A 26,330-nucleotide genomic window follows, 5' to 3' on the forward strand; every position below is an offset into this window, starting at 1 on the left:
GCCCGGTGGGGGGCCGCGGAGGCGCGGGGGGCTCGGTCATGTCAGCCGTGCAGTCCGCACTCGGTCTTGCCGCGGCCCGCCCAGCGGCCGGCGCGGGCGTCCTCGCCCTCCAGCACGCGGCGGGTGCAGGGGGCGCAGCCCACCGACGCGTACCCGTCCGTCAGCAGCGGGTTGGTGAGCACGCCGTGCTCGGCGACGTAGGCGTCCACGTCGTCCTGGGTCCAGCGGGCGATGGGGGAGACCTTCACCTTCCGCCGCTTCTCGTCCCAGCCGACGACCGGGGTGTTCGCCCGGGTCGGTGACTCGTCGCGGCGCAGCCCGGTCGCCCAGGCCACGTAGCCCCGCAGGCCTTCCTCCAGCGGCCGCACCTTGCGGAGACTGCAGCACAGGTCGGGGTCGCGGTCGTGCAGCCTCGGCCCGTACTCGGCGTCCTGCTCGGCGACGGTCTGCCGCGGGGTGAGCGTGATGACGTTGACGTCCATCACGGCCTGGACGGCGTCCCGGGTGCCGATGGTCTCCTCGAAGTGGTAGCCGGTGTCGAGGAACACCACGTCCACACCGGGCAGGGCGCGGGAGGCGAGGTGGGCGACCACCGCGTCCTCCATCGACGAGGTCACACAGAACCGCCCGCCGAAGGTTTCGACGGCCCACCGGAGGATCTCCAGGGCGGAGGCGTCCTCCAGGTCGCGGCCCGCCCGCTCGGCCAGCGCCCTCAGCTCGTCGGTGGTGTGCTCTTCCTGAACCGCCGTCATATTCGGTCCCCTCCCGTGTCGGGCCGCTCGATTCCCTGGGCGAGCAGACCGAGGAACTTCAGCCGGAAGGCCCGGTTGCACGCCCCGCACTCCCAGGCGCCGTGCCCCTCCTCGCTGGGACGCAGGTCCTCGTCGCCGCAGTACGGGCAGTAGAACGGCGCGGCGCGCTCGCTCACGAGAGGGCCTCCGCGTCCGCGCGGGCCGCCCAGGCGGCGAACCGCTCGCCGTCCTCGCGCTCCGCCTGGAAGCGCTTCAGGACCCGCTCGATGTAGTCCGGCAGTTCGTCCGAGGAGACCTTCAGACCGCGCACCTTGCGGCCGAAGGCCGGCTCCAGGCCGAGCGCGCCGCCCAGGTGCACCTGGTAGCCGCTGACCTGCCGGCCCTCGGCGTCGGTGACCAGCTGTCCCTTGAGACCGATGTCCGCGGTCTGGATACGGGCGCAGGCGTTCGGGCAGCCGTTGATGTTGATGGTGAGCGGCTCGCCGAAGTCGGGCAGCCGGCGCTCCAGTTCGTCGATGAGCTCGCTGCCGCGCTCCTTGGTCTCCACGATGGCGAGCTTGCAGAACTCGATGCCCGTGCAGGCCATCGTGCCGCGCCGGAAGGGCGACGGCTTGACCCGCAGGTCCAGTGCCTCCAGGGCGTCGACGAGCGAGTCGACCCGGTCCTGCGGCACGTCCAGGACGATCATCTTCTGCTCGGCCGTGGTGGAGACCCGCCCCGAGCCGTGGTCCTCGGCCAGCGCGGCGACCTTGGTGAGCAGCGAGCCGTCCATCCGGCCCACCCGCGGCGCGAAGCCGACGTAGAACCGGCCGTCCTTCTGGCGGTGCACCCCGATGTGGTCGCGCCACTGCTGCTTGGGCATCTCGGGCGCCGGACCGTCCGACAGCTTGCGGCCCAGGTAGTCGTCCTCCAGGACCTGACGGAACTTCTCCGGCCCCCAGTCGGCGACCAGGAACTTCAGCCGCGCCCGGTTGCGCAGCCGCCGGTAGCCGTGGTCGCGGAAGATGGAGATGACGCCTTCCCACACGTCGGGCACGTCCGCCTCGGACACCCAGGCTCCCAGTCGCACCCCGAACTTGGGGTTGGTCGACAGACCGCCGCCGACCCACAGGTCGAAGCCGGGGCCGTGCTCGGGGTGGACGACGCCGACGAAGGACACGTCGTTGATCTCGTGGGCGACGTCCAGCAGCGGGGAGCCGGAGACGGCCGTCTTGAACTTGCGCGGGAGGTTGGAGAAGCGCGGGTCGCCGATGTAGCGGCGGGCGATCTCGTCCAGCGCCGCCGAGCCGTCGATGATCTCGTCCTCGGCGACCCCGGCCACGGGGGAGCCGAGCATGCCGCGCGGGGTGTCGCCGCAGGCCTCCGTGGTGGACAGGCCCACCGCTTCGAGCCGTTCCCAGATCGCGGGCACGTCCTCGATGCGGATCCAGTGGTACTGGATGTTCTGCCGGTCGGTGATGTCGGCGGTGCCGCGGGCGTAGGTCTCGGCGATCTCGCCGATCACGCGCAGCTGCTCGGTGGTGAGCCGTCCGCCGGTGATGCGGACCCGCATCATGAAGTACTCGTCCTCGAGCTCCTCGGGCTCCAGCACACCGGTGCGGCCGCCATCGATCCCGGGGCGGCGCTGCGTGTACAGGCCCCACCAACGCAGGCGGCCGCGCAGGTCGTTGGGGTCGATCGAGTCGAATCCCCGCTTCGAGTAGATCGTCTCAACACGTGTCCGGACGTTGAGACCGTCGTCGTCCTTCTTGAACTGCTCGTTGCCGTTGAGCGGCGTGAAGTGTCCCGCGGCCCACTGGCCCTCTCCGCGGTGACGGCTCACCTTGCGGCGGGGGGTCGCGGCGGCAGGGTTCTGCGGGCTGGCGGCCATGGTTGATACGTCCTTCGGGACAGACGGGGATGCGGCTCTGACCTGTGCATGACGGGTATGGGCATACATGCGCGTCATTGCGCGGGAGTTCGTGAAACGAAGCGGAACGGGGCGGAACCGGACGGTGCCGAGCGGGGCGGACCGGGGCGGAGGGGAACTGTCGGGTGCTGCTGAACGTGCTCTCAGCGCGCCGGACAGATGGCGCTGGACATGCGGCCGAGGTCGACGTGCCGCCGACTCACCAAGGCGATTCCCGTTCCAGGCATGACGGAAGCGTGGCACGGGAATCTGGACACAGTCCAGCTTCATCCATTATGCGGACGCCTTCGTCTCGACATCAGAGACAAGGTGGTCTTGGTCACAGGCGGCGCGGGCGGCCCTGTCCGCGCCGCTCAGGAGCGGCTCGGGGGGACGGACGCCGTACGGCTCGTACGCGGGGTGTCTGCGGGGCGTGGTGCTCAGACCGCTCAGACCGGGTGGGCCCCCGGCCACGGGCCCGGGGTGGCGATCTCGGGCTCGTCCTCGACCTTGGTGTCGAACAGCCGGAAGCCCCGCCGACGGTAGTTGTCCATGGCGTACTCGCCGTCCTTGCTGCACGTGTGCAGCCAGACCCGCCCGGTCGGTTTCCGGCCCGGCCACCGCTCCGCCAGATCCCAGGCCCGCGCGACGCCGTACGACAGCAGGTGCCCGCCGACGCGCCGGCCCCGGAAGGCCGGGATCAGCCCGAAGTAGACGATCTCCACGACCCCGTCGTCCTGTGCCTCCAGCTCCACGTACCCCGCGGGCGTTCCCCGGTCGTACGCCACCCAGGTCTCCACGCCGGGCCGGTCCAGGTGCTCCAGCCACTGCGCGTACGTCCAGCCCAGCCGGTCGGTCCAGCGGATGTCACCGCCGACCGACGCGTACAGGAAGCGGCTGAACTCCGGGGACGGCACCTCGGAGCGGACGACCCGCACGTCCCCCTCCGGCACGGCGGCCGGCAGGAGATCGGTGGGCGAGGTCTGCTCCAGGGACCAGGTGGTCACGGCGATGGTCGTCATGCCGGAAAGGGAACCATCCGGCGCGGACGTCTGTCGAATGCCCGGTTCACGCGTCGACGGGAGTGGCGGCGGGTCCTAGTCCAGCGAGCCGTCGACGGAGGTCAGGGGCAGGGCGAAGAGCATGCGGCCGGTCTGGGACCACACCTCGCCGGTCTCCTGCCAGTAGGACAGCGACGCCGACGGGCCGCTCCAGCAGCGGTGCGTCTCGTCCGCCCCGCACCGGGTGGGCCGGGCCCCCTCCGTGTCCTGCCGCCACAGCGTCCCGCGCTCGTCCGGCGTCCCGGTCATCCGGCCCAGGTACCAGCCCGACCCGTACGACAGCACACTGCGCACATGGGTCAGCTTCGTCTCGTAGGCCGAGACGGGGTCCGCCCTCAGCAGCGGGTCCGTGGCCAGCAGCCCCGCGCGGGCCCTGTCGTCGTCGAACGCGTAACGCCACAGGCGGGTCGGCCCGTCGTGGTCCTCGGCGACCGCCTCGTGCGCGACCAGGCTGTCCGGCACCGTGCTGCGGTCCAGGGAGATGCCGCCCGGCTGCGGGGCGTCCGCGTCGGCCGTCCGGTACACGGCGACGGCGGGCAGGACGTACCGCGCCCCGGCCGCCGACCAGCCACCGGGCACCCGCCCGACCGTCGAACCGTCCGCGGTGGCCCGCTGGACGCGGTCCACGTCGTACACGTACAGCGCGCTGCCGTCCCCCCGCCCGGCGGTGACCAGCAGCTTGTCCTGGTACCAGACCATGCCCGTCACGGGGGAGACCAGTCCGCGGTAGTCCTGTCCCCCGGCGACCGGGACGGCGAGCTGCGCCCAGGTGTAGCGGAGGTCGGCGGGGTCGCCGGCGTCGATGAACGCGACCCGGGCCAGCCCCTGCCCCGCGCCCGTGCCCGTCACGGCAGGGCCCTGTGCGGCGGTGCCGTCCGCCGTGGCGTCGCCCTGGCTCCAGGCGGAGAGCACCACCCGGCTGGGACCCCAGAGGCCGTCGTCGTCCGCGTCCCCGGAGGTGGTGACGGCACCGGGACGCCAGCCCTCGACGTCGGCGCCGTCCCAGCAGTACGCGCGCGTGGCGGCGGGTTCGACGGGCAGTGCGCGCTTGTCGTCGTCCGTACAGGACCCCGCGCCGCGCAGGGAGCCGTCGGTGTCGTCGAGCACGGCCCGGACGCCGACGGGCCGGCCCATCTCGGAGGAGAGCCGGTCGAGCCATTCCGGCGGCACATGGTCCTCGGACAGCCGCAGCGGCGCGGTCTCCGCGGACGAGGTGAGCGGCTTCAGCGCCCCGGGGTCGTCGGCGTCGGTGGCCTGCGACGTGCTGATCAGAGTGGCCGTCGCGGTGAGCGCGAGCGCGGTCCCGGCCAGCGTCGCCCGCAGCGCCTTGCCCCGCCTGCGCCGACGATGTCTGCCGCGATGCTTCATAACGTCCTCCCGAGGCGGGCCAACTGCGTCCGGCGATCCGACCGTCCGACCGTGGAGCAGGTGAGGGTGGCCCGAGGAGCGATGCTACGGCAGACGACCCCGCAGAGGTACGAAGACCCCGCAAATCCGTGGAACGCTCGGCCTGATGGGTGCCGATGTGCTGTGCTCGGACGCCGGGCCGATGACGCCCATGACACCGATGACGCCGACCTCCGCCTTCAGGCCTCCCCGCAGACCTCCGCCCCCTGCCCTCCGGGTTCAGAGCCCGGTGGCCGGCCGGTGCTCGCGGCCGCCCAGTGCCGGAGCCGTCGAGTGCGGCAGCAGATCACGCGGGTCGTCCGGGAGCAGGACGTCGACCTCGGCGCCCTGCGCGAACCGGTACGGCCGGTGCTCCAGCAGGCCGCCCAGATAGCGCCGCACCCTGGATATCTCGGCGCGCACCGTCACCGTACGGGCCGGGTCCCCGAACACGTCCTCGGCCAGGCCCGCAGCGCTGCGACCGGACCGCTGCACGGCCAGCAGATACAGCAGTTCGGCATGGCGGGGGCTCAGCTTCCGGGACCAGGAGCCCGCACCGCCGGACACCTCCACCGACGCGTCGCGCGGCTCCCGGAGATCCAGCACGATCCGGCTCGCCGCGCGGGTGACCGGCTCGGCCGCCGCCCGCACCAGCCAGCCCCCGGCCAGCGGCTCCAGCGAGCACCGGCCCAGTGCCGGCAGCCACCGCGACCCGGCCGACGCCGAAGCGGGCAGCGCCAGCCGTCTCAGGTACGGCATCCCGGTCACCGCGGCCGTCCACCCGTGCCGGTCCACCACCAGGGCCCGTCCGTCGAGCCGGGCCAGCACCGGCGCCGCCACCGACCGCAGCCGCTCCAGCGACTCCAGATGGCGCTCCCGCAGCCGGGCCTCGGCGAGCTTGGCCACCGCGTCGACCCAGGCCAGCGTGGACGGATGCATCGTCTCCAGCGGCCCGCTCACATCCACCACGCCGATCAGCCGCCCGTCCCGCGGGTCGGTCAGGGGCGCCCCCGCACACGTCCAGTCCGCGTGCGACTCCACGAAGTGCTCGGAGGCGAACACCTGCACCGGCCGTCCGGTCACCGCCGGGGTGCCCACACCGTTGGTGCCGACGACGTCCTCGCGCCAGTCCGCGCCCACCGCGAAACCGAGGCGGTCCGCCTTGCGCAGGACGGCCGTGCCGCCCTCCCGCCACAGCACCCTGCCGTCGGCGTCGGCCACCACCATGATGTGGCGGGTGGCGTCCGTGAACGGCAGCAGCCCTTCCCGCAGCACCGGCAGTACATGCCGCAGCGTCGAACTCTCCCGCCGCCGCTGCACCTCCGCGCGGGACAGCAGCCCGGTCCGGAAGTCGTGGTCCGGGTCGACCCCGCTGCGCAGCACCCGCTCCCAGGACTCCTCGATCACCGGCCGGGGCGCCATGGGGGCGCGCTGCCCGGAGAGCGTCGCGGAGCGGACCTCACTCAGCATCCTGGCCGCGCGCACCGTGTCCAGGCCGGCCAGGTGCGTCACGTCCATCGGCGAGAGCGGCACTGATCCTCCCGGGGAAAGCCTCGGAGGGCAACGCTCGGCCGGCCGGCCGCGCCCCCGAGATCCGTTCTGGCTGTCGTCGGTCCCATAGTGCCGTGTGCCCGCCGCGAGGTCGCTCGGTACGGAACTCGGTACGGAAACGGACAGCACCGCACCGCGGCACGTTGCAACCCCCTGCAACCCTGGTGGATCGCCCCGCACTGCTTGAAAATTGAGCGACGCCGTCCCGAGCGGCGTCCACGGCCCCAAGGGGCCTGTGCGGCGGGGGTGGTGCCGTGTCGGCGCAGCACCACCCCCGCGTCACAACCGGGTTGCCGTGCCAGAGCTGTCAAAACCGGCTCGTCCCGGCCGGGTTGTCCCGCTCGATCCGCCGTCGGGGCAGCCCTCCGCCGTCTCACCCGGGGCAGCCCTCCGCCGTCTCACACCTGAGGCCGGGCGCGTTCCACCACCGTCGCGAGGTCGAGGGTGTGCGGCAGCGTCCCGAAGGCCGCGCCCCCGTCACCGCCCAGCCGTGCCGCGCAGAACGCGTCGGCGACCTGCGGCGGCGCGTACCGCACCAGCAGTGAGCCCTGGAGCACCAGCGCGAGCCGCTCCACGAGCCGCCGCGCGCGCCCCTCGGCACCCTCCAGGTCGGCCAGCTCGGTCAGCAGGTCCTTGATCGCGCCGTCCAGCCGGTGATCGGCCCCGCGGGCCCGCCCGACCTCGCCCAGGTACGCGTCCAGCACCTGCGGGTCCCGGCTCAGCGCGCGCAGCACGTCCAGCGCCTGGACGTTGCCCGCGCCCTCCCACACCGAGTTCAGCGGGGACTCGCGCACCAGCCGTGGCATCCCCGACTCCTCCACGTACCCGTTGCCGCCCAGGCACTCCGCCGCCTCCACCGCGAGGGGCGCACACCGCTTGGTCACCCAGTACTTGGCGGCCGGCACCGCGATCCGCAGCAGCGCCCGCTCCCGCTCGCTCCCGTCGTCGTAGGCCGCGGCGAGCCGCAGCGCCAGCGTGGTGGCCGCCTCCGACTCCAGGGCGAGATCGGCCAGTACGTTGCGCATCAGCGGTTTGTCGATCAGCTTGCCGCCGAACGCCTCCCGGTACGCGCAGTGGTGCACCGCCTGCGCCACTGCCTGCCGCATCAGTCCCGCCGAACCCAGCACGCAGTCCAGCCGGGTCGCCGCCACCATGCCGATGATGGTGCGCACCCCGCGCCCCTCGTCCCCGACCCGCCGCGCCCAGGTCCCCGCGAACTCGACCTCCGAGGACGCGTTGGACCGGTTGCCCAGCTTGTCCTTGAGCCGCTGGATCAGGAACACGTTGCGCGAGCCGTCCTCGAGCACGCGCGGCACCAGGAAACAGGTGAGACCTCCGGGCGCCTGCGCCAGTACCAGGAACGCGTCCGACATCGGAGCCGAGCAGAACCACTTGTGCCCGGTCAGTTCGTACGTCCCGTCCTCGGCCAGCGGCCGCGCGGACGTCGTGTTCGCCCGTACGTCGCTGCCGCCCTGCTTCTCCGTCATGCCCATCCCGAAGAGCACACCGGGCTTCTCGTGGGCGGGCCGCAGCGCCCGGTCGTACACCACCGACGTCAGCCGCGGCTCCCACTCGGCGGCGAGCGCCGGGTCCGCGCGCAGGGCGGGCACGGCCGCGTGCGTCATCGACAGCGGGCAGCCGTTCCCGGCCTCGACCTGCGACCACACCACGAACCCCGCCGCCCGCCGCACATGTCCGCCCGGCCGCGCCCACGCGTTCGTCAGGCCCGCCGAGACGCCCTTGCCGAGCAGCCGGTGCCAGGCGGGATGGAAATCGACCTCGTCGATCCGGTGCCCGTACCGGTCGTGGGTGCGCAGCCGGGGCGGGTTCTCATTGGCCTGCACCCCCCACTCCTGCACCTGGACGGAGCCGGAAGTGCGTCCGAGCGCCGACAGTTCGGACAGGCCCTCGTCCAGCAGCGACGGGTCCAGATGCCGTTCGACGGCTTCCGTCAGCGCCCGGTCGGCGGTGAACACGTCGTACTGCGCCAGCGGCGGCGCCTGGTTGGTCACGGTGTGCGTGGTACCTGCCATGAACACGAACCTACCCGCCACCGCCCTCCGCATCACCCCGCGGGCACCTCACGACCATCGAGCGATCACCGAGCGATTACCGAGCGATTACCGAGCGACCCTTCGGGTGAGGCCGACCAGGCACGACGGATACCTTTGGTTCGTGCAGCCAGCAAGCGAACCCCCCGACGCGCCGTCCGGTCGACTTCACCGGGCCCGAGCCCTGTACCGCAATGTCTCCAAACGCAGGACCGCCTGGCTGCTGCTCAAGGACACCGTCAACTCCTGCATGGAGTACCGGATCCTGGGCCTGGCCGCGGAGGCGGCCTTCTTCACCCTGCTGTCGGTGCCCCCGCTGCTGCTCAGCATGATCGGCCTGCTCGGTTACGTCGACATCTGGATCGGCGCCGAGACCACCCAGAGCCTGCGCACCAACATCATCGAGGCCTCCCGCGCGGTGCTGTCCGACCAGGGCGTGAGCCAGATCGCCGAGCCGATCCTGAACGACGTGATGAAGGGCGGCCGGCCCGACGTCATCTCCCTCGGCTTCTTCTTCGCCGTGTGGTCGGGCTCCCGCGCGGTGGACGTCTTCATCGACACCATCACCGTCATGTACGGCCTCGACGGTATGCGCGGCATCGTCAAGACCCGGCTGCTGGCCTTCCTGCTGTTCATCGTGGCCCTGCTGGTCGGCTCGGTCGCGCTGCCCCTCATGGTGGCCGGCCCCGACGCCGTGGTCAGTGTCGTCCCCTGGTCGACGACGCTCGTGCAGATCCTCTACTGGCCCGTGGTCATCCTGCTGTCGGTGGCCTTCCTGACCACGCTCTACCACGTCTCCGTGCCCGTACGGTCCCCGTGGGTCGAGGACGTGCCCGGCGCGCTGGTCGCCCTCGCCATGTGGGTGTTCGGCAGCTTCCTGCTGCGGATCTACCTGACCAGCGTCATCGAGGGCCCCACCATCTACGGTTCCCTCGCCGCCCCCGTCGCCGTACTGCTGTGGATCGGCGTGTCCGCCTTCGCCGTGCTCGTCGGAGCCGCGGTCAACGCCGCGATCGACCGGGTCTGGCCGGCCGCCGCGACCGCCGCCGCCCGCGAGGCGAACGAACGGATCCGGCAGGCGCAGGTCGCCGAGTACGTCGCCCGCACCGCCGCGGTGGACGACGACGAGGCCGACCCCGACATGCCCTCCGAGTTCCCCGAACGCTGGTCCCGCTTCCTGCCCCCGGAGGACGTCACGGCCCGCCTGCGCACCCACGCGAAGAACAGCCACCACCGTCCCCCGCGGAACAAGGAGGGGGAGGGCTCCGAGGACGAGGAGAAGTGAGGCCGAACGTCCGCCCCGCCCCGCGCCCGAGACCTGACTGAGGGTACTGATCCGCTCGGCGTCGTCGCGGCTGCCGCCCGTGCCCGGCACCGCTCGCCCGGTTCACCCCTGCGCGGCGGCGACGAATCCGCTCTCACGAATCCTGCCAGACGCATCAGATCCCAGTTTGGTCACGGAGAACGGGACAGAGTTGCTAATTAGGTAAGCCTAACCTTAAGTAATCATGACCCATGATTTGGAAAGGCTTCGACATGAGACGTTCCTCCTCCCGCACGATTGGGGCCCTCGCCGCCTCAGCCCTGCTGGTCCCCCTGATGGCCGCCTGCGGTTCGGACGGCAGGGGAACCGGCTCCGGTACCGAGGCCGGGGGGAAGAACGAGGGAGGGACGCTCGTCATCTACTCCGGCCGCAGTGAGGAACTCGTCGCGCCGCTCATCGAGAAGCTGGAGAAGGCCACCGGCGCCAAGGCCGAGGTGCGTTACGGGGACAGTGCCGAACTCGCCGCCCAGCTTCTCGAAGAGGGTGACAGGACCGACGCGGACCTCTTCTTCTCGCAGGACGCCGGCGCGCTCGGCGCCCTGGGCAAGGAGGGCCGCCTCGCGGCGCTGCCGCAGAAGTCCCTCGACACCGTCGACAAGGCGTTCCGCGCGGAGAACGGTAACTGGGTCGGTGTGTCGGGGCGGGTCCGCGTCATTGCCTACCACAGCGACAAGGTCGCCGAGGCACCGGACAGCGTGCACGAACTGACCAAGCCGGAATGGAAGGGGAAGGTCGGCTACGCGCCCACCAACGCCTCGTTCCAGGCGTTCGTGACCGGTATGCGGGTCCTCGAGGGCGACGACGCCACGCGCAAGTGGCTGAAGGACTTCCAGGCCAACGACCCTCAGGTGTACGAGAAGAACGGCGCGGTCCTCGACGCCGTAGACGACGGCAAGGCCGAACTCGGCCTGATCAATCACTACTACTGGTACGAGAAGGCCGCAGAGGAGGGCGCGGACAAGCTCAAGGCCAAGCTGCACTTCCCCACGAAGGGCGACCCGGGCGCGCTCGTCAACGTCGCGGGCGTCGGGGTCATCAAGGGCAGCGACCAGAGCACCGCGGCGCAGAAGGCCGTCGACTTCTTCCTGGCGAAGGAGGCGCAGACCTACTTCGCGAACGAGACCCACGAGTACCCGCTGGCCGCCGGAGTCACCAGCGAGGACGACCTTCCGCCGCTCGAGTCCATCGACGCGCCGGAGATCGACCTGAGCCGGCTGGAGTCCCTTCAGGTGACGCTGGAGATGCTCCAGGAAGCCGGGATGGTCTGATCGGTATGAAGAGTCCGGGTACCCGAGGTCACCAGGCCCCGCCGGCACCCGCCCGTTCCGACCCGGGCCCGGACGACGCCCCCGCACCGTCCAGGCCCGGGCGTGCCGGGCGCAGACCGCCGCTCTTCCTCCTGGCCCTGGCTTCGGCAGCCGCAGCCCTGGCCCTCCTCCCGCTGGTCTACCTGGTCGTACGGGCCGTGGAGCGAGGTCCCGAGTACGCGTGGAACGTCGTCGCGACCGACCGCACGCTGGAACTGCTCGCCCGGAGCGTCGGTCTGGCCGCCGTGGTGGTGACCGCCTGCCTCGTCCTGGGCATCTCCCTCGCCTGGCTGACAGTCCGCACCGCGCTGCCCGGCCGGCGCGCGTGGTCGGTGCTCGCCACGCTACCGCTCGCCGTGCCCAGCTATGTCGCGGCCTTCGCCTGGATCTCGGCGCGCCCCGATCTCGCCGGATTCAGCGGTGCCGCCTTCGCGCTCACCCTGGTCAGCTACCCGTACGTGTATCTGCCGGTGGCTGCCGCGCTGCGCGGTATCGACCCCGCACAGGAGGAAGCGGCGCGCGCCTTGGGCCACGGGCCCTGGAGCACGTTCCGCCGGGTCACCCTGCCGCAGCTCCGCCCGGCCGCGGCCGGTGGCGGGCTGCTCGTGGCGCTGTACGTCCTCTCCGATTTCGGGGCAGTGTCGATCATGCGCTACGAGACCTTCACCCGGGCCATCCACACGTCGTACAAGGCGAGTTTCGACCGTACGCCCGCAGCCGCCCTCAGCGTGGTGCTCGTCCTGATGACAGTGCTGCTGGTCGCCGCCGAGGCGCGCACCCGCGGCCGTGCGGGCCATGCCCGGACCGGCGGTGGCACGGCCAGGCCCGCGTCCCCGGCCCCGCTCGGCCGACTGAAGTGGCCCGCACTCGGCTGGTGCTCGGCCGTCGCCGCGGCCGGGGTCGCCTTCCCGGCCGGGACCCTCGGGTACTGGCTGGCGGTCGGCAACTCCCGTACCTGGGATCCGCGGGGGCTGCTGGAGACCGGGGGGATCACGCTGCTCGTGGCGGCCCTCGGCGCCGCGCTCACCACGTGTCTGGCGCTTCCCGTCGGCGTGCTCGCCGCCCGCCATCGGGGCCGCACCGCGCATCTGCTGGAGCAGGCCGCGTACGCGGGTCATGCCGTGCCCGGGATTACCGTGGGCCTTGCGATGGTCTTCCTCGCGGTGCGGTTCGCCTATCCGCTGTACCAGGAGCTGCCCCTGCTCGTCACCGCCTACGCAGTGCTGTTCCTACCGATCGCCGTGGGCGCCACCCGGGCAGCGGTCCTTCAGTCACCGCCCGTGCTGGAGGACGTCGCGCGTTCTCTCGGACGAGGGCCTCTGGGCGTCCTGCGTGAGGTCACGGTTCCGCTCGCCGCTCCCGGTATCGCCGCGGGCGCCGCCCTGACCTTCGTGGTCTGCATGAAGGAACTCCCGGCGACCCTGCTGCTTCGGCCCACCGGTATGGACACCCTCGCGACCCGTCTGTGGACCGAGACCGGAACCGGCTCGTACGCCGCCGCCGCTCCGTACGCGGCCGTCCTCATCCTGATCGCGGCCGTTCCCTCGTACCTCCTCGGAAGGCACCGCACATGACCGACCTGCGGATCACCGGGCTCACCAAGTCCTACGGTCCCGGCGCCCCCGTCCTGAACGGGGTCGACCTCTCCGTCCCCGCGGGGCGGCTGGCCGCCGTCCTCGGGCCTTCGGGCTGCGGCAAGACGACCATGCTGCGCATCGTGGCAGGCTTTCTGCGGGCGGACGCGGGGACGGTCGAGATCGGCGGGCGGATCGTCACCGGACCCGGCACCCACCTGTCCCCGGAACGACGGCGTATCGGCATCGTGCCGCAGGAGGGTGCCTTGTTCCCGCACCTGAGCGTGGCGCGCAATGTCGCGTTCGGGCTGGCGGGCTCCTCCCCGGCCGAACGCCGTCGGCGCACCGGGGACATGCTCGATCTCGTCGGCCTGCACGGCTACGGGGACCGGATGCCCCACGAACTGTCCGGCGGCCAGCAGCAACGCGTCTCGCTGGCGCGGGCGCTCGCCCCGGAACCCGCGATCGTCCTGCTCGACGAACCGTTCAACGCGCTCGACAGCGGACTGCGAACAGGCGTACGGGCTGATGTACGCGCGGCGCTCAGGTCCACCGGGGCGACGGGCGTCCTCATCACCCACGACCAGCAGGAGGCACTCTCCACAGCAGACCTCGTGGCGGTCGTCAGGGCGGGCAGAGTGGTCCAGTGCGGAACTCCGCAGGACGTCTACCGCAGGCCGGACGACCCCTGGGTGGCTGCTTTCGTCGGTGGCGTCGTCATGCTTCCGGGCACCGGCAGGGGCACGACCGCGGACACCGCCCTGGGCCGCATCCCGTTGGAGACCCCGGTGGACGGCGCTGCCGGAACGGTTGTGCTGCGCCCCGAACAGCTCACCCTCGGTGCACCGTCCGGCCGGGCTCCCCACGGCACGGTGGCGGACGTCTCCTTCCACGGACCGGACACCCTGGTGACGGTGGCGGTGACCGGACTGGACTCACCGGTGCACGTCCGTGTTTCCGGGCCGGTCGCTCACCGGCCCGGCGATCCGGTGAGCCCGGCCGTAACCGGCACGGCGACCCTCCACCTCCCCCGGCGGGACGGCAACGGGTGCGTGGCGGGCGGGGACGGCCCCGCGGCAACCGCCTGACCGGTGCAGGACGTCGAGCGGGCGCGCGGGGGTCGGCCCACGGAAGTGGCGGACGCGTGTGGCGTGGTGGGGCGCGGTCGGCACCGCCACCCCTGTCTCGCGGGCCACGACCGTCGGTGTCGGCCCGGCCACCACACTCGCACTTCCCGTACGGAGTCGACGGGACCACCGGACGACGAGAAGTAAGCGGGCCGGGGCACGGCCCGCCCCGCGTCTACGCTGGGCCCATGGACGCCCTCACCGGCCTGCTGGAAGGCCCCCGCGCCCGTGGCGCGTTCATGATCCGGGCCTGTTTCGACCCGCCCTGGTCGGTCCGGATCGAGGACCGTGCCCCGCTGACCGTGATGCTCCTCGTCCGCGGCGAGGCATGGCTGGTGCCGGACGGCGGCGACCGGCGGCTGCTGCGCCCCGGCGACCTCGCCATCGCGCGCGGCCCCGACCCGTACACCTGCGCCGACGACCCCGGCACCCCGCCGCAGGCGCTGATCCTGCCGGGCGGGGAGTGCCACTACCCCGACGGACGCCCCCTGAACGGTGTCATGGACCTCGGCGTCCGCACCTGGGGCGACAGCACCGACGGCGCCACGGCCATGCTCATCGGCACCTACCGGGTGCGGGGCGAGATCGGCGGCCGCCTGCTCGACGCGCTGCCGCCCCTGCTCTTCCTCACCGCCGACGACTGGGACTGCCCGCTCGCCCCGATCCTCGCGGCGGAGATCGTGTGGGACGAACCCGGTCAGGAGGTCGTCCTCGACCGGCTGCTCGACCTGCTGGTCATCGCCGCGCTGCGGACCTGGTTCGCCCGCCCCGAGGCGGCGCCGCCCGCCTGGTACGGGGCGCTGGGCGACCCCGTTGTCGGCCCGGTGCTGCGCCTCCTCCAGGGCGACCCGGCCCACCCCTGGACGGTCGCCGCGCTCGCCGCGAAGGCAGGCGTCTCGCGCGCCGCGCTGGCCCGCCGCTTCACGGAACTGGTCGGCGAGCCCCCGATGACGTACCTCACCGGCTGGCGCCTCGCCCTCGCCGCGGACCGCCTCCGCGACACGGACGACACCCTCGGCGCGATCGCCCGCCACGTCGGCTACGGCAGCGCCTTCGCCCTGTCGACGGCCTTCAAACGGGCGTACGGCGTCAGCCCGCAGGAGTGGCGGACGCGGGCCGCGTAGCCTGGACGACGTGTACAGCGAGCGGGCGTCGCGACTGCCGGACGCGGTCGTGTGGACCAACACCCCGACCGGCGCCGGAGCGGGCCGGGTGCTCCCCGACGGCTGCATGGACCTGCTCTGGCACGACGGACGCCTGTTGGTCGCGGGCCCCGACACCCACGCCCACCTCACCGAGGGCGGCACGTCGAGTTCCTGGGCGGGCATCCGCTTCCACCCCGGCACCGCCCCCGCCCTCCTGGGCGTCCCCGCACACGAACTGCGCGACCGGCGGCCGGACCTGGCGGACCTCTGGCCGGCGGCGGAGGTACGCCGGGCGACCGCCCGGGTGAACGCGGCGGCCGACCCGGCCCGCGGCCTGGAGGACCTGGCCTTGAGACGGGCGGCCGAGGCGGCCACCCCACCCGACCCGGTGCTCCGACACGTCGTGGCCGCCCTGGACGCGGGCCGCCCGGTCGCCGAGACCGCCGACGAACTCGGCCTGAGCGCACGCCAGCTGCACCGCCGCTCGCTCACCGCGTTCGGTTACGGCCCCAAGACCCTGGCCCGCATCCTCCGCCTCCACCGCGCCCTCGCCCTGGCCCGCGGGGGCACCCCGTTCGCGGAGACGGCCACCCGCACCGGTTACGCGGACCAGGCCCATCTGTCCCGCGAGGTAAGGGACTTGACGGGTCTGCCGTTGGGCAGGCTCCTCGTCGCCCACGGTTGAGTGAGTGGGTCCGGGAAGACCACGGAGGCGGAACCCCTCCGGAGTTTCCGCTCGCCCGTCCCGTAGGGGGCAGGGGCGCCCTTACGGGACAGGTACGCGTACCAGCTGGAGTTCGGGGCGCTTCGCGAGGCGGTGGTCGCCGGAGGACCGGCCGCGGAGGCGGCGGCCGAGCCAGGGGCCGAGGAACGTGGCGGCCCAGCGCAGTTCGGCGGCCGTGGCCCGCAGGCGGGTGGGGGCCGGCAGGAGCGGCAGCGGGCGGGTCCAGGAGTCGTCGGTGCCGGGCAGGCCGATCGCCTGGGCGGCGGCTTCGGCGATCCGTGCGTGGCCGAGCGGGCTCGCGTGCAGCCGGTCGGTGCTCCACAGGCGTGGGTCGGTGGAGACGTCGTGCGGCTCGATCTCGGCGACCGAGACCCCGTGGCGGGCGGCCGCCGCGCGGATCCGGTCGTTGATGTCGAACAGCCGGGACCGCAGGGGCCGGGCCGCGGGCGCGATCCGCCCGATGTCGGGGAAGGTCAGGGTCACCACGTGGGCCCCGGCCTCCGTGAGCGCGGCGAACATCGCCTCCAGGTGTCCCGCCACCTCCGCGGCGTCGAACCGGGGCCGCAGCAGGTCGTTCACCCCGGCGACGACGGTCGCGAGGTCCGGGCGCAGGGCCAGGGCCGGGCCGAGCTGCTCCGCGCGGACCTGGCCGGCGACCCGCCCCCGTACGGCCAGATTGGCGTACTCCAGACCGGGGTCGGCGGCCGCGACGTGTTCGGCGAGGCGGTCGGCCCAGCCGCGGAGGCCGGTGACGTCGTCGCCGTCACCGACGCCTTCGGTCTGACTGTCGCCCAGGGCGACGTAGCGGGTGTAACGGGCGCGGTGGGCGGTGTCGGTGGGGGGCACGTTCCTGGAGTTCTCGGTGAGCGCGGTGATCTCGGTGATCGCGGCGGGTTCGACGGTGTCGGCGGTCTCGTGCGGCATGGTCTTCCCGGCCGGTGCGGCTTGCCCGGCCTGCTCCGCCGGCCCGGCGTGTTCAGCGTTCGGCACGGGCCTGCCTCCTCTCGCGCAGGACCGCCGCCGTGCGCAGGCACCACGCGCGGTGCTCACGCTCGAAGGACAGGCCGCGCAGGCAGGTCAGGTACGGTCCGATCCGCTCGCCCGTGCGCAGGTACTCCTCCTCGTCCAGCACGCCGCGCATCGTGTCCAGCAGGGAGGTGAGGAGCCCGGCCCTGGCCTCGGCGGCGGACGCCCGCTCATCGAGCTGTTCGATCAGCGGGGAGGTGTCGATGCGGTCGGCGGCGTGGATCTTGACGAGCAGGTCGTCGCGGATGAACGACGGTTTCGACACGGCGGCGGCGAATGTCTCCAGCTCGGCGAAGCCGGCGTCGGTCACCTGGAACAGGCGTTTGTTGGGCCGGGTCTCCTGGACCACCTGACGGCCCGTGATCAGGCCGTCCTTCTCCAGCTTGGCCAGCTCGGCGTAGAGCTGCTGGGGGAGGGCGTGCCAGAAGTTCGCCACGCCGATGTCGAAGGCCTTCGCCAGCTGGTACCCGCTGTACTCGCCGTGGAGGAGTGCTGCCAGTACGGCGTGTCGCAAGGCCATCGCGGCAGCCCTCCCCTTCGCGTCCCGGATGCTCAGCCGCACCCTGCCGGGTTCTTCCCCCGCATCCTACTCAAGAAACTGACTAATCTCTTTATTGAGTAGGCGCGGGGTCGCCCGGGCACGAGCCGAGCGTCGTGGCCGCCGCCGGCGCCCCCGCCGGGCTCATCCGTCCAGCGGCGCGAACAGATCGACCCCGTTGCCGTCCGGGTCGAGGACGGTGGCGTACCGCTGCCCCCACACCGCATCCCACGGCTTGAGCTCGCTCCGGCAGCCGCTCGCCACCAACTCCTCGTGGAGGGAGTCCACTTCGGCGGGACTGTCGCACCGCAGGGCGAGCGAGGCCCGCCCTCCGCCCGAAGGCGGCTCCCACGCGGCGTGGAACGACCGGACGACCTCCTCGGTGTCCATCAGCAACCGCAGCCCGCCCGGCAGTTCCGCCTCGGCGTGCCCCTGCTCCTCGGCCCCCGCGGGAAACGCGAACCCGAGCCGCCGATAGAAGGCGACCGAGGCGCCCATGTCGGAGACGACCAACCCGATGGCATCAAAACGCGCACTCATGGGGCCACCGTAGGCGCGCCCCGTCTCCCCGGTCTTGAAGGAATCGGACACGGCCGCGCGCGGGTCAGTCGCGCGGCGGTGCCGTGCTCGCGCGTTCGACCAGGCGGGTGGACAGCTCGGTGCGGGTGCTCTCCGGGTGGTGGCCGTCCATGATGCGGAGCAGGAGGAGCAGGGCCGTCGCCGCCATCTCGGACAGGGGCTGGCGGACCGTCGTCAGCGGTGGGGCGAGCCAGCGGGCCTCGGGGAGGTCGTCGAAGCCGATCACGCTCATGTCGTCCGGCACGCGCAGGCCCCGCTCGGCCAGGGCCTCGTACACCCCGAGCGCCATCCGGTCGGAGCAGACGAAGACGGCCGTGGGAGGCTCGGGCAGATCGAGGAGTTCGCGCATGCGGCGCAGGGCTGCGGCCTTGTCGAAACCGGCGTGACGGACGTACTCGGCATGATGTCGGACGCCCGCCGAGGCGAGGGCCGAGCGGTAGCCGGCGACGCGCGCACCGCTGGACAGGGTGTGCCGGTGGCCCGCGACGACGGCGATCCGCTCGTGGCCGAGGGACAGCAGGTGCTCGGTCGCCGTCACCCCGCCCTGCCAGTTCGCCGCGCCCACCGACACGACGCCCGGCGGGGGTTCGAGTACCGGGTCGATCATCACGAACGGAATGCGGTGCTGCTCCAGCCAGGCGTACTGGTGCCCGTCCAGCTCGGCCAGATTGAACAGGACCCCCGACGACCCGCGGGTCACCAGCTTGTCCAGCCAGCCCCGCTCGGGACGCCCGGACCGGCCGCGGGTCAGCGCCGCCGACACCACGATCTCCAGCCCCGCGTCGTGTGCCGCCTCCTCCGCGCCGTGGAGGACCGCGCCGGACCCCGAACTCTCCAGCGAGTCCACCACGAGGTCCACCGTGCGAGGCGTCCTCGCCCCGTCGAACCGGGGCCGCCGCACATAGCCGAGCCGGTCCAGGGCCTCCGTGACGCGGCGGCGGGTGTCCGGGGCCACGTCCTCGCGCCCGTTGACCACCTTGGACGCGGTCGGCACCGACACCCCCGCCTCGCGGGCCACGACCGCCAGCGTCGGCCCGGCCGCCACGCTCGTCCGTCCCGCACTTCCCGTACGGACCATCGGGACCTCACCTCTCCGGCCCAGCCGAGGGCCACCGTATAGAAAGCGCTTCCTACTGTAGGTCCGGGGCACCCCGGCGGGAAGAACCTTCACGCGTGCGCAGGAATACCGATGAGCGACGTGGTGCTCTTCGGGGAACCGGCGGACCGTGCCGGTGCGTGGACGCCGGTACCGCCGAGATCGTCGGCCAACTCGTCACCGACCACCTTCTGCGCATTCCGCTCCACCGCCTCGCCGACGGTCGCGAAGACCCCTCCTACGTCTACGAGTTCGCCTGGCCCTCCCGCCGCCCCGGCATGGGCGCCTGCCACGCCCTGGAACTCGGCTTCGTCTTCGACAGCGGCGACGAGCCCGACGCGCGCAAACTGGCGGGCGAGGGCGCGCCCCAGGCCCTGTCCGACGCGATGCACGGCGCATGGGTGCGGTTCGTCTCCGACGGGGAGCCGGGGTGGGAACGCTGGGACGCCAGGCACCCGGTGCGGAGGTTCGGCCACGGCGCGCCGCACACCGCGTACGGCCCACGAGACCGCGAACTCGCCCTGTGGACCACCGACACCGTTGACGCCACCCAAGACCCCCCGCCCGGCACTCCCTCGGAACTCCGCCCGGTCATCAGCCGGTTGCGCCGCAACGGCGCGCTCCGGCGGCGCTGAGAGGCAGGATTCCACCGCACGCGGTCATCCACCCCTGGTGGTATCGCCGTTCTCGCTCCGGCCCCCCTCGGCCCGTGGTTCTGCGAGGCTTGGTCTCCCGTGCGGGGTGTCGAAGAGGAGCAGGGAAGCATGCGTGAAGTGAGCCGGGCCGACGTGGTGCTCTCCGGATACGGTCCGGTCGGTCAGGCCTTCGTCGAGTACCTGGCGCGGCAGGGGGACGAGCTGGCTCGCCGGCACGGCGTACGGGTGAGCGTGGGTGCCGTACGGGCGAGTTCCGCGCAGTGCCGGCTCCGCGAGGGCGAGCCCGTGCCGCCCCGCTCGGCGTGGACTCCGCCGGCCCCGCTGGAGGAGACGCTCGACCGGACCGCTGCCCGCGTGTTCGTCCAGGCGATCCCGTCCTCGCCCGAACTCCGGCTGCACGCCGCGGAGGAGGCCCTCGTCGCTCTGCGCAGAGGGGTTCATGTGGTCACCGCCACCAAGAGCCACCTGCTCAGCCACTGGCGGGACCTCGACGAAGCGGCCCGCGCGGCCGGCAGCATGATCAGGATCTCCGGGGCGACGGGTGCCGCTCTGCCGGCGGGGGACCTGGCCGGGACCTCGTTGCGCGGGTTGGGCTGCACGACGATTCGGGCCTGCCCGAACGGCACCGCCACCTTCGTCCTCGATCGCCTCGCCGAGGGCGACTCGCTGGGGGAAGCGATCCGGGAGGCTCGGCGTCGTGGGACCGCGGAGGCGGACCCGTCGTCCGACCTGTCCGGCGCGGATGCCGCCACGAAGGTGCGGCTGCTGGCAGCGCTGGCCTGGGGATGGGACCCGGCGTCCGTGCAGGTGCGGGCGGAGCCGGTGGACGAGGGAACTTCCCGGGCGGCGCTGGACGCGGTCTCCAGGGCGCGCCGCCTGCGGGCCGTGGCGAGCGCGTCCCTGGACGAACCTCACCTTGTCCGCGTCCGGCTGGAGGAGACGGAGCCCGGCGACCCCCTGCACGCGCTCGTCGGGCCGGAGAAGGCCGTGGTGTTCGGCTGCCCCGAGGCCGGCGACGTGATCGTGAGCGGGGGACGCTCGAGTCCGCTGGGCGCCGCGCTCGCCCTGGTGAAGGACACCATCGAGGTCACGGCTCCCCGCACCGGGTTCCTCTGACACATGACATGCGAGTACCTCGAGTACCTGGTCTCCGGGACGGTGGGAACGGGGCGGGGCGAGTGGGGTGGTCAGCCCTTGACGATCCTGTTCTCGACACGGGGAGACCCCTTGTCCCACCAGGTCCGTGGCCCCGGTGGACGGCGGGGTCACGGTCGGCGAGCAGCACGGACCACTTCTCCGCCTCCTCGGTCGGACCGGGCCCCTCGTCCCCGATCCGGGGCCCCGGCTGCGCAGGCAGGGGACGGCCCGGCGCCCGACGTGCAAAGCTGACCCGGTTCCTCGGGCGGCCCGCACCCCCGGGAAGGCGCACGCGGTCCTACTCGGCAGTAAACGATCAACGTTTGCGCAGGTCTTGACCGACTGCCGGTGCGGGCCTAGCCTCACATCGCCGTCCATCCCGCTGCGGGAGAGAACCGGGTCAGCCAGACCCGGGCGCCGAAGGAGCAACACCTCCCCGGAAACTCTCAGGCACCCCTACCGCTCGGGCAGGCACCTCTGAAAAGCAGGCGCTCCTGCGCCTCGCCCACAGTGCAAGCCGCGGACTTCCGCGGCGAAGCTCTCAGGCCCCATGACAGAGGGGGAGGCTCCACTCGGCAGCGCGGGCTCCTGCCCGTGCTCGACCTTCGAGGACCCCCTCCATGACTTTCCTGTTACCTCGCCTCAAGCCGCCGACCGCCCACCGGCGCCCCGGCTGAGCTCCGGCTTCCTCATCCCCGCCCTCGTCGGCCAACGCCCCCTTGTGGGCATGTTCGAAGTACCCGGCGCCCTCCCGGCCGGCCGCCATACCTGGTGCCGGCTCTCCGCGCCCACTCGTTCCCCCATGCGTGCGTGGCTGCTTCCCGAGACACGCCTGTCACGGCCCGCACGTGCCAAAGATCCACGAGGTTCGCTCATGCACGAAAGCAATAAAGTCGGCCCGACCATCGCTCCCGTACCCGAGACGGAGCCCGGACGGACGCCCTCCCCCGCGGGCGAGCAACACCTTTCCCGACAGTTGTCCAACCGGCACATCCAGCTGATCGCGATCGGCGGGGCGATCGGAACCGGTCTGTTCATGGGGTCGGGCAAGACGATCTCACTGGCCGGCCCCTCGGTGATCTTCGTTTACATGATCATCGGCGCGATGCTGTTCTTCGTGATGCGGGCGATGGGAGAGCTGCTGCTCTCCGACCTGCGCTACAAGTCCTTCGCCGACTTCGCCTCGGACCTTCTCGGACCGTGGGCTGGCTTCTTCACGGGATGGACCTATTGGTTCTGCTGGATCGTCACCGGTGTCGCCGACGTCATCGCGATCTCCGGGTATGTGTCGTACTGGTGGGGAGGGCTCGCGCTGTGGATCCCGGCGCTCGCGGCGGTCGTCCTGCTGATCGTCCTGAACCTGCCCACGGTGAAGGCGTTCGGTGAGACCGAGTTCTGGTTCTCACTGATCAAGATCGTCGCCATCGTGACGCTGATCGTCGTCGGATTCGGCATGGTGCTGGGCGGCTTCCAGGCGCCCGGGGGCGCCACCGCGAGCTTCTCCAACCTCTGGAACGACGGCGGCTTCTTCCCCACCGGCCCCATGGGGTTCGTCGCGGGATTCCAGATCGCCACCTTCGCCTTCGTCGGCATCGAACTGGTCGGCACCACTGCGGCGGAAACCAAGAACCCGGAACGGAACCTGCCCAAGGCGATCAACTCGATCCCGGTGCGCGTGATGCTGTTCTACGTGGTGGCCCTGATCGCGATCATCTCCGTCACGCCCTGGCGCCAGATCAGCGCGGACCGCAGCCCCTTCGTCGTGATGTTCACGCTGGCCGGCCTCGGCATCGCCGCCTCCGTGATCAACTTCGTGGTGCTGACCTCTGCCGCCTCGTCCGCGAACTCGGGCATCTACTCCACCTCACGGATGGTCTACGGCCTGGCCCAAGAGGGTGACGCGCCGGCGCGGTTCGGCAGGCTCACCTCCAGGAAGGTGCCGGTCAACGCCCTGCTCCTGTCCGGCCTCTTCCTGCTCCCCGGTGTCGTCATGGTCACCATGGGCGACTCGATCATCGAGGCCTTCACGCTGGTGACCACCATCTCGGCACTGCTGTTCATCTTCGTCTGGTCGATCATCCTGATCTGCTACCTCGTGTACCGCAAGCGCCGTCCTCACCTGCACGAGGCGTCGACGTTCAAGATGCCTGGCGGCGTCGTCATGTGCTACGTCGTACTCGCCTTCTTCGCGTTCCTCATCTGGGCACTGACCCAGAAGGAGGACACCCTGCAGGCGCTGCTGGTGACTCCGGTGTGGTTCGTCATCCTCGGCATCGCATGGGCGGTTCACCGTCGCCGTCGCCGCCCCGATCAGGTCCGGCAGGAGGCATCCCCGGTCGGCTCCGTCGAGTAGCGGCTGGAGGGAGAAGCCGTTTCTCGACCGATCTTGGAACGTGCAAGTCGAACAGAGTTCCTGATCGGGTGTTCTTCCGGCCGTACGCGCAGGAAGGCAGGGCCTCCTGGTAGCTCGGGGTGCGACCCCGTTCCGAGCGGTTCCCGGAGGCCCTGTCGTCGTTGTTGTACGCGCCCGGTCCCGTTGACTTCAACCCGCCCGCGCGGTCGTGTGATTGCCTCGCGCACGTGTACGGCGACAAGGGCTGTCGCGGCAGCCCGTGCGGGGACGGCCAACGGCGATCACGGGCGGACGCCCACGCTCCCGTCCTTGTCCACGTCTCAGCCCGGCACCGGGCGGGTGAGGTGCGGCGCGGAAAGGAGCTGCCCGGCGATGCTCCCTCCTCGCCCCATCGTCGGTATCGGCGGCAACAGCCGCTCCCACCGCGCCCACTGTTCGCCCGTCAGATCGCCACGAGCCATTCCGAGATCGTTTCAGGTCCTGATCAGCGCCTCGGCACGCGTCCTAGCCCTGCGTCGGGTTGCTGTCCAGCTTGCGCCGTTCCCGGCGGTTGGGGTGGCGGATGACCACTCCCGCCATGCCGCCGGACCCGGTGAGCCGGATCAGCGGAGTTCCCGGGAGCCGGTCGGGAGTGGTCTTGTCCGTCAGGCCGCCGACGCCGGGATCCATGCCGCTGGTGTCTGCGGCCCAGCCGTCGGGGATGACGATCGTGACACCGGATGTCTCCCCGTACGCCTCCAGTGCGACCTCCGTGAGGCGGCACTCGACCCGGGTGAAGTCAACCTTCACACCCCCCAAGCCTCCGTGAGCGATCACGTGCCCGGGAACCTCCCAGCGCCCGGGGCCTCGAGACGCGCCGTACATGCCGCCCTTGAGTACCAGCGGCGGCCGGCTCTCAGAGGAATCCAGCTTCGGCAAGTCGGCGGTCAGGACGGCCAACTCGGCGTAAGTCTTGGACTGCAGCGCCTGCTCCAGGCGCGAATCCAGCTCATCGAGATCGATTCGCCCCTCGGCTGCCGCATCGCGGAGCTGCTCCACCACTGCGTCCCGGTCGTCGTGAGAGGCGCGGAGCTCTCCTGAGGGAACAGGGCGCGGAGAGGGTCCCGGAGGCTGGGCAGTCATGGCCACCAGGATAAGCAGCCGGCGGACTGAGCGGACTGGAACTGCACATCTCGAACACCGCTCCAGGGGCCGAGATGCGGTCGAGGCGGGCGCAGGGGGAAGGGCGGCTGTTCGCCTGCGACGGCAACGAGGCGCTGTACTGGAGGCGCTGTGCTACGAGTACCGTATGTCGTTCTCCGAGTGGCTCTACCGGTATCTGGTCGGTGAGGACATGTTCGGTCAGGGCAGTGGTGTCTTCCACCCCGGCCCGATCGTCTTCGAGAGCATGCCGCTGAGCGAAACGGACACCACGGTCAGCTGGGAAGGTCCTGACCGCGGCATGTGAGGGATCGGCGCTACGCCCATGCCTACGCCGTGCTGGTGTGCTCCGACGGTACGGGCAGGAACGCGGTCCAGGTTTCCGGGGCGACGGTGAGGTGGGGTGCGTCCGGGGTCTTGGAGTCGCGGATGTGGATGGCGGTGGGGTGGGCGGCTACTTCGAGGCAGTTGCCGCCTTCACTGCCGCTGTGACTTGACTTGCGCCAGGTGTAAGCGATTTCCAGGCAAGCTCCGCCTTCACCGCTGCTGTAGCTGGACTTGAACCACTCAAGTGCGCTGTCGCTCATGCCTCTCCCAGAAGACGGTCCAACAGGTCCCTCGTGTCTTCAGTGTTGAGGGCCTGGGTCCGCAGCATCGCATACTTCTGGGTGAGGATCCCTACCTCGTAGGGAGCGGCGATGAGGGTGCTGCCCCGTTGCGTTTCGCTGTAGCCGAGCCGCTGGTTCTCCGGGGTTTCCAGCAGAATGAAGGGGCCCTCGAGCCCAGCGTGCGAACTGCGGCCCAACGGCAGAACTTGCAGTGCGATCCCGGGGGTACCGGCGCACCGCCGTAGGTGATGCAGCTGTTCGGTATACACGTCCGGTCCACCCAGGCGGTCCCGTAACGCTGCTTCCCAGATCACAAAGCTTGCTGTTGGCGGTACTCGACGCTCCAGAATCTCGTGTCGCTCGATCCGCGCTGCTACGAGTTGGCCGATTTCGTTCTCGTCGTAGACAGGGACGCGGCTACGGAATACGGCCCGTGCGTATGCCTCGGTCTGTAGCAACCCCGGCACCAGAAGGCTCTCGTACCACGAGATCGCGATAGCTTCGCGTTCCTGGTCCAGATACTCCTCCGCCCACAGCGGGACCAGGTCCACCTCCGGCATATGAGCCAGCGCGGCCGTCAACGCGCCCTTGGTATCGAGGAGGTCGTCCAGTTGGTCTGCGAGGTCCGGCTTCAGGGGGCGTCTGCCCTGTTCGATCGACGCGATCTGCTGCTCGCTCACGACGAAGTGTTCGCCCAGGGAGCGCTGTGTGTGGCCCGCCGCCTCGCGGAAGGTGGCGAGCAGGGCGCCCACCATCTTCATCGCGGACGCGTTCCTGCGTGACCGGGACCGTGGTCTTGCCGTGGTGCTCATAGGGTCGAACTCCCCACCCGTGCCTGTACGTTCACTGTCGCGCAGGCGTACATGCAGGACGTACGGGTGCGCGGACTGTTTCAGGATGGGTACGGAGCGTGACTCTCGTCCTGTGAATCAGGAAACTTCACCCTTGTCCCGGGTCCCCGCCCCGCTCGAGCGGTTCTTCCGCCGTGAGCGCCGGTCCGTGCCCGCCGCCCGGGACTTCGCGCGCCGGGTGCTCGCGGAGTGGGGCATGCGCGGGCGCGAGGACGATGTGCTGCTGTGCGTCAGTGAACTCGCCACCAACGCACTGGTGCACGGTGTGCCGCCCGGCCGTGGCTTTCTGCTGAGGATGCTGCCGTACGGCGAGGGCGCCGATGGAGGCGTGCGGGTCGAGGTGCATGACAGTGGGGGCGGCGTGCCGGCCGTGCCCCAGGCGGAGGGCGACCGGGAGCCGGCGGAAGGCGGGCGGGGGTTACTGCTCGTGGACGAGCTGGCGGACAAGTGGGGGGT

General features: G+C 71.5%; 25 protein-coding genes, 1 pseudogene and 2 riboswitches. Of the genes and pseudogenes, 11 read left to right on the forward strand and 15 right to left on the reverse strand.

Going from position 1 to position 26,330, the window contains the following annotated elements:
• Positions 1 to 41: 41 nt before the first annotated feature.
• The 8 genes from AOK11_RS24750 to AOK11_RS24780 form a co-directional block, all read right to left on the reverse strand.
• Positions 42 to 752 carry a phosphoadenylyl-sulfate reductase gene (locus AOK11_RS24750; protein ID WP_055595945.1) on the reverse strand — a complete coding sequence of 237 codons (711 nt, stop codon included), beginning with the start codon at positions 750 to 752 and terminating at the stop codon, positions 42 to 44.
• A complete protein-coding gene (locus AOK11_RS24755) occupies positions 749 to 928 on the reverse strand; it encodes a hypothetical protein (protein ID WP_055595946.1) in 180 nt (59 codons plus the stop codon). The genes AOK11_RS24750 and AOK11_RS24755 overlap by 4 nt, the downstream gene beginning before the upstream one ends.
• Positions 925 to 2,622: a nitrite/sulfite reductase gene (locus tag AOK11_RS24760; RefSeq protein WP_055595947.1), complete on the reverse strand. Its 1,698-nt coding sequence runs from the start codon at positions 2,620 to 2,622 to the stop codon at positions 925 to 927. The genes AOK11_RS24755 and AOK11_RS24760 overlap by 4 nt, the downstream gene beginning before the upstream one ends.
• Positions 2,623 to 2,804: 182 nt before the next feature.
• Positions 2,805 to 2,888, reverse strand: coding sequence for a putative leader peptide (locus tag AOK11_RS46445; RefSeq protein WP_310887545.1), 84 nt, complete (start codon positions 2,886 to 2,888; stop codon positions 2,805 to 2,807).
• A gap of 201 nt (positions 2,889 to 3,089) precedes the next feature.
• On the reverse strand, positions 3,090 to 3,662 hold the full coding sequence (locus AOK11_RS24765) for a GNAT family N-acetyltransferase (protein WP_055595948.1): 573 nt from the start codon (positions 3,660 to 3,662) through the stop codon (positions 3,090 to 3,092).
• A 75-nt stretch (positions 3,663 to 3,737) separates the two neighbouring features.
• The gene (locus AOK11_RS24770; RefSeq protein ID WP_055595949.1) at positions 3,738 to 5,069 is read right to left on the reverse strand and encodes a hypothetical protein; all 1,332 of its coding nucleotides are present in this window, start codon (positions 5,067 to 5,069) and stop codon (positions 3,738 to 3,740) included.
• A 258-nt stretch (positions 5,070 to 5,327) separates the two neighbouring features.
• Entirely contained in the window at positions 5,328 to 6,605 is a 1,278-nt protein-coding gene (locus tag AOK11_RS24775; RefSeq protein ID WP_055595950.1) for a GAF domain-containing protein, read from the reverse strand.
• A 431-nt stretch (positions 6,606 to 7,036) separates the two neighbouring features.
• On the reverse strand, positions 7,037 to 8,671 hold the full coding sequence (locus tag AOK11_RS24780; RefSeq protein ID WP_055595963.1) for an acyl-CoA dehydrogenase family protein: 1,635 nt from the start codon (positions 8,669 to 8,671) through the stop codon (positions 7,037 to 7,039).
• 142 nt (positions 8,672 to 8,813) lie between these two features.
• Here AOK11_RS24780 and AOK11_RS24785 point away from each other — a divergent pair, with 142 nt between their 5' ends.
• The 6 genes from AOK11_RS24785 to AOK11_RS24810 all read left to right on the forward strand — a co-directional run bounded on the left by AOK11_RS24785 (position 8,814) and on the right by AOK11_RS24810 (position 15,851).
• Positions 8,814 to 9,974: a YihY/virulence factor BrkB family protein gene (locus tag AOK11_RS24785; protein ID WP_079035057.1), complete on the forward strand. Its 1,161-nt coding sequence runs from the start codon at positions 8,814 to 8,816 to the stop codon at positions 9,972 to 9,974.
• A 251-nt stretch (positions 9,975 to 10,225) separates the two neighbouring features.
• Positions 10,226 to 11,281: an iron ABC transporter substrate-binding protein gene (locus AOK11_RS24790; protein ID WP_055595951.1), complete on the forward strand. Its 1,056-nt coding sequence runs from the start codon at positions 10,226 to 10,228 to the stop codon at positions 11,279 to 11,281.
• A gap of 5 nt (positions 11,282 to 11,286) precedes the next feature.
• Entirely contained in the window at positions 11,287 to 12,894 is a 1,608-nt protein-coding gene (locus tag AOK11_RS24795) for an ABC transporter permease (protein ID WP_055595952.1), read from the forward strand.
• Positions 12,891 to 13,982, forward strand: a complete 1,092-nt coding sequence (locus AOK11_RS24800; RefSeq protein WP_055595953.1) for an ABC transporter ATP-binding protein — start codon at positions 12,891 to 12,893, stop codon at positions 13,980 to 13,982. Before AOK11_RS24795 ends, AOK11_RS24800 begins: the two co-directional genes overlap by 4 nt.
• A gap of 227 nt (positions 13,983 to 14,209) precedes the next feature.
• The gene (locus tag AOK11_RS24805) at positions 14,210 to 15,145 is read left to right on the forward strand and encodes an AraC family transcriptional regulator (protein ID WP_055595954.1); all 936 of its coding nucleotides are present in this window, start codon (positions 14,210 to 14,212) and stop codon (positions 15,143 to 15,145) included.
• Positions 15,146 to 15,155: 10 nt separating this feature from the next.
• A complete protein-coding gene (locus AOK11_RS24810) occupies positions 15,156 to 15,851 on the forward strand; it encodes a helix-turn-helix transcriptional regulator (RefSeq protein WP_055595955.1) in 696 nt (231 codons plus the stop codon).
• Positions 15,852 to 15,932: 81 nt separating this feature from the next.
• On the opposite strand, the gene AOK11_RS24815 is transcribed toward AOK11_RS24810, so the two are convergent.
• The 4 genes from AOK11_RS24815 to AOK11_RS24830 form a co-directional block, all read right to left on the reverse strand.
• Positions 15,933 to 16,880, reverse strand: coding sequence for an SGNH/GDSL hydrolase family protein (locus tag AOK11_RS24815; RefSeq protein ID WP_240497479.1), 948 nt, complete (start codon positions 16,878 to 16,880; stop codon positions 15,933 to 15,935).
• The gene (locus AOK11_RS24820) at positions 16,867 to 17,436 is read right to left on the reverse strand and encodes a PadR family transcriptional regulator (protein WP_055595956.1); all 570 of its coding nucleotides are present in this window, start codon (positions 17,434 to 17,436) and stop codon (positions 16,867 to 16,869) included. Before AOK11_RS24820 ends, AOK11_RS24815 begins: the two co-directional genes overlap by 14 nt.
• 162 nt (positions 17,437 to 17,598) lie before the next feature.
• Positions 17,599 to 17,994 carry a VOC family protein gene (locus AOK11_RS24825; RefSeq protein WP_079035061.1) on the reverse strand — a complete coding sequence of 132 codons (396 nt, stop codon included), beginning with the start codon at positions 17,992 to 17,994 and terminating at the stop codon, positions 17,599 to 17,601.
• 64 nt (positions 17,995 to 18,058) lie between these two features.
• Positions 18,059 to 19,111: a LacI family DNA-binding transcriptional regulator gene (locus AOK11_RS24830; protein WP_055595958.1), complete on the reverse strand. Its 1,053-nt coding sequence runs from the start codon at positions 19,109 to 19,111 to the stop codon at positions 18,059 to 18,061.
• 125 nt (positions 19,112 to 19,236) lie between these two features.
• Here AOK11_RS24830 and AOK11_RS24835 point away from each other — a divergent pair.
• From AOK11_RS24835 to cycA, 3 genes and pseudogenes are all read left to right on the forward strand, one after another.
• Positions 19,237 to 19,764: pseudogene (locus AOK11_RS24835) on the forward strand (carboxylesterase family protein); the annotation flags it as partial.
• Between the two features lie 129 nt (positions 19,765 to 19,893).
• Positions 19,894 to 20,901: a homoserine dehydrogenase gene (locus AOK11_RS24840; protein WP_055595959.1), complete on the forward strand. Its 1,008-nt coding sequence runs from the start codon at positions 19,894 to 19,896 to the stop codon at positions 20,899 to 20,901.
• Between the two features lie 396 nt (positions 20,902 to 21,297).
• Positions 21,298 to 21,394: riboswitch (glycine riboswitch) on the forward strand.
• A riboswitch (glycine riboswitch) is annotated at positions 21,395 to 21,486 on the forward strand. It abuts the riboswitch before it with no gap.
• A 310-nt stretch (positions 21,487 to 21,796) separates the two neighbouring features.
• Positions 21,797 to 23,275, forward strand: a complete 1,479-nt coding sequence (gene cycA, locus AOK11_RS24845) for a D-serine/D-alanine/glycine transporter (RefSeq protein WP_079035058.1) — start codon at positions 21,797 to 21,799, stop codon at positions 23,273 to 23,275.
• Between the two features lie 504 nt (positions 23,276 to 23,779).
• Here cycA and AOK11_RS24850 read toward each other — a convergent pair.
• Positions 23,780 to 24,397: a DUF1707 SHOCT-like domain-containing protein gene (locus tag AOK11_RS24850; protein ID WP_055595960.1), complete on the reverse strand. Its 618-nt coding sequence runs from the start codon at positions 24,395 to 24,397 to the stop codon at positions 23,780 to 23,782.
• A 166-nt stretch (positions 24,398 to 24,563) separates the two neighbouring features.
• On the opposite strand from AOK11_RS24850, the gene AOK11_RS43545 reads away from it, so the two are divergent.
• Positions 24,564 to 24,722: a hypothetical protein gene (locus AOK11_RS43545; protein WP_167353831.1), complete on the forward strand. Its 159-nt coding sequence runs from the start codon at positions 24,564 to 24,566 to the stop codon at positions 24,720 to 24,722.
• Positions 24,723 to 24,744: 22 nt separating this feature from the next.
• Here AOK11_RS43545 and AOK11_RS24855 read toward each other — a convergent pair whose 3' ends face one another.
• The gene (locus AOK11_RS24855; protein ID WP_055595961.1) at positions 24,745 to 25,002 is read right to left on the reverse strand and encodes a DUF397 domain-containing protein; all 258 of its coding nucleotides are present in this window, start codon (positions 25,000 to 25,002) and stop codon (positions 24,745 to 24,747) included.
• Positions 24,999 to 25,784, reverse strand: a complete 786-nt coding sequence (locus AOK11_RS24860; RefSeq protein WP_338058944.1) for a helix-turn-helix domain-containing protein — start codon at positions 25,782 to 25,784, stop codon at positions 24,999 to 25,001. Before AOK11_RS24860 ends, AOK11_RS24855 begins: the two co-directional genes overlap by 4 nt.
• A 136-nt stretch (positions 25,785 to 25,920) precedes the next feature.
• Here AOK11_RS24860 and AOK11_RS24865 point away from each other — a divergent pair.
• Positions 25,921 to 26,330: ATP-binding protein (locus AOK11_RS24865; RefSeq protein WP_167353832.1), on the forward strand; the 410-nt coding region annotated here is incomplete at its 3' end.

It is taken from the genome of Streptomyces hirsutus, from assembly GCF_001418415.1.
GTDB classification, from domain to species: Bacteria; Actinomycetota; Actinomycetes; order Streptomycetales; family Streptomycetaceae; genus Streptomyces; species Streptomyces hirsutus.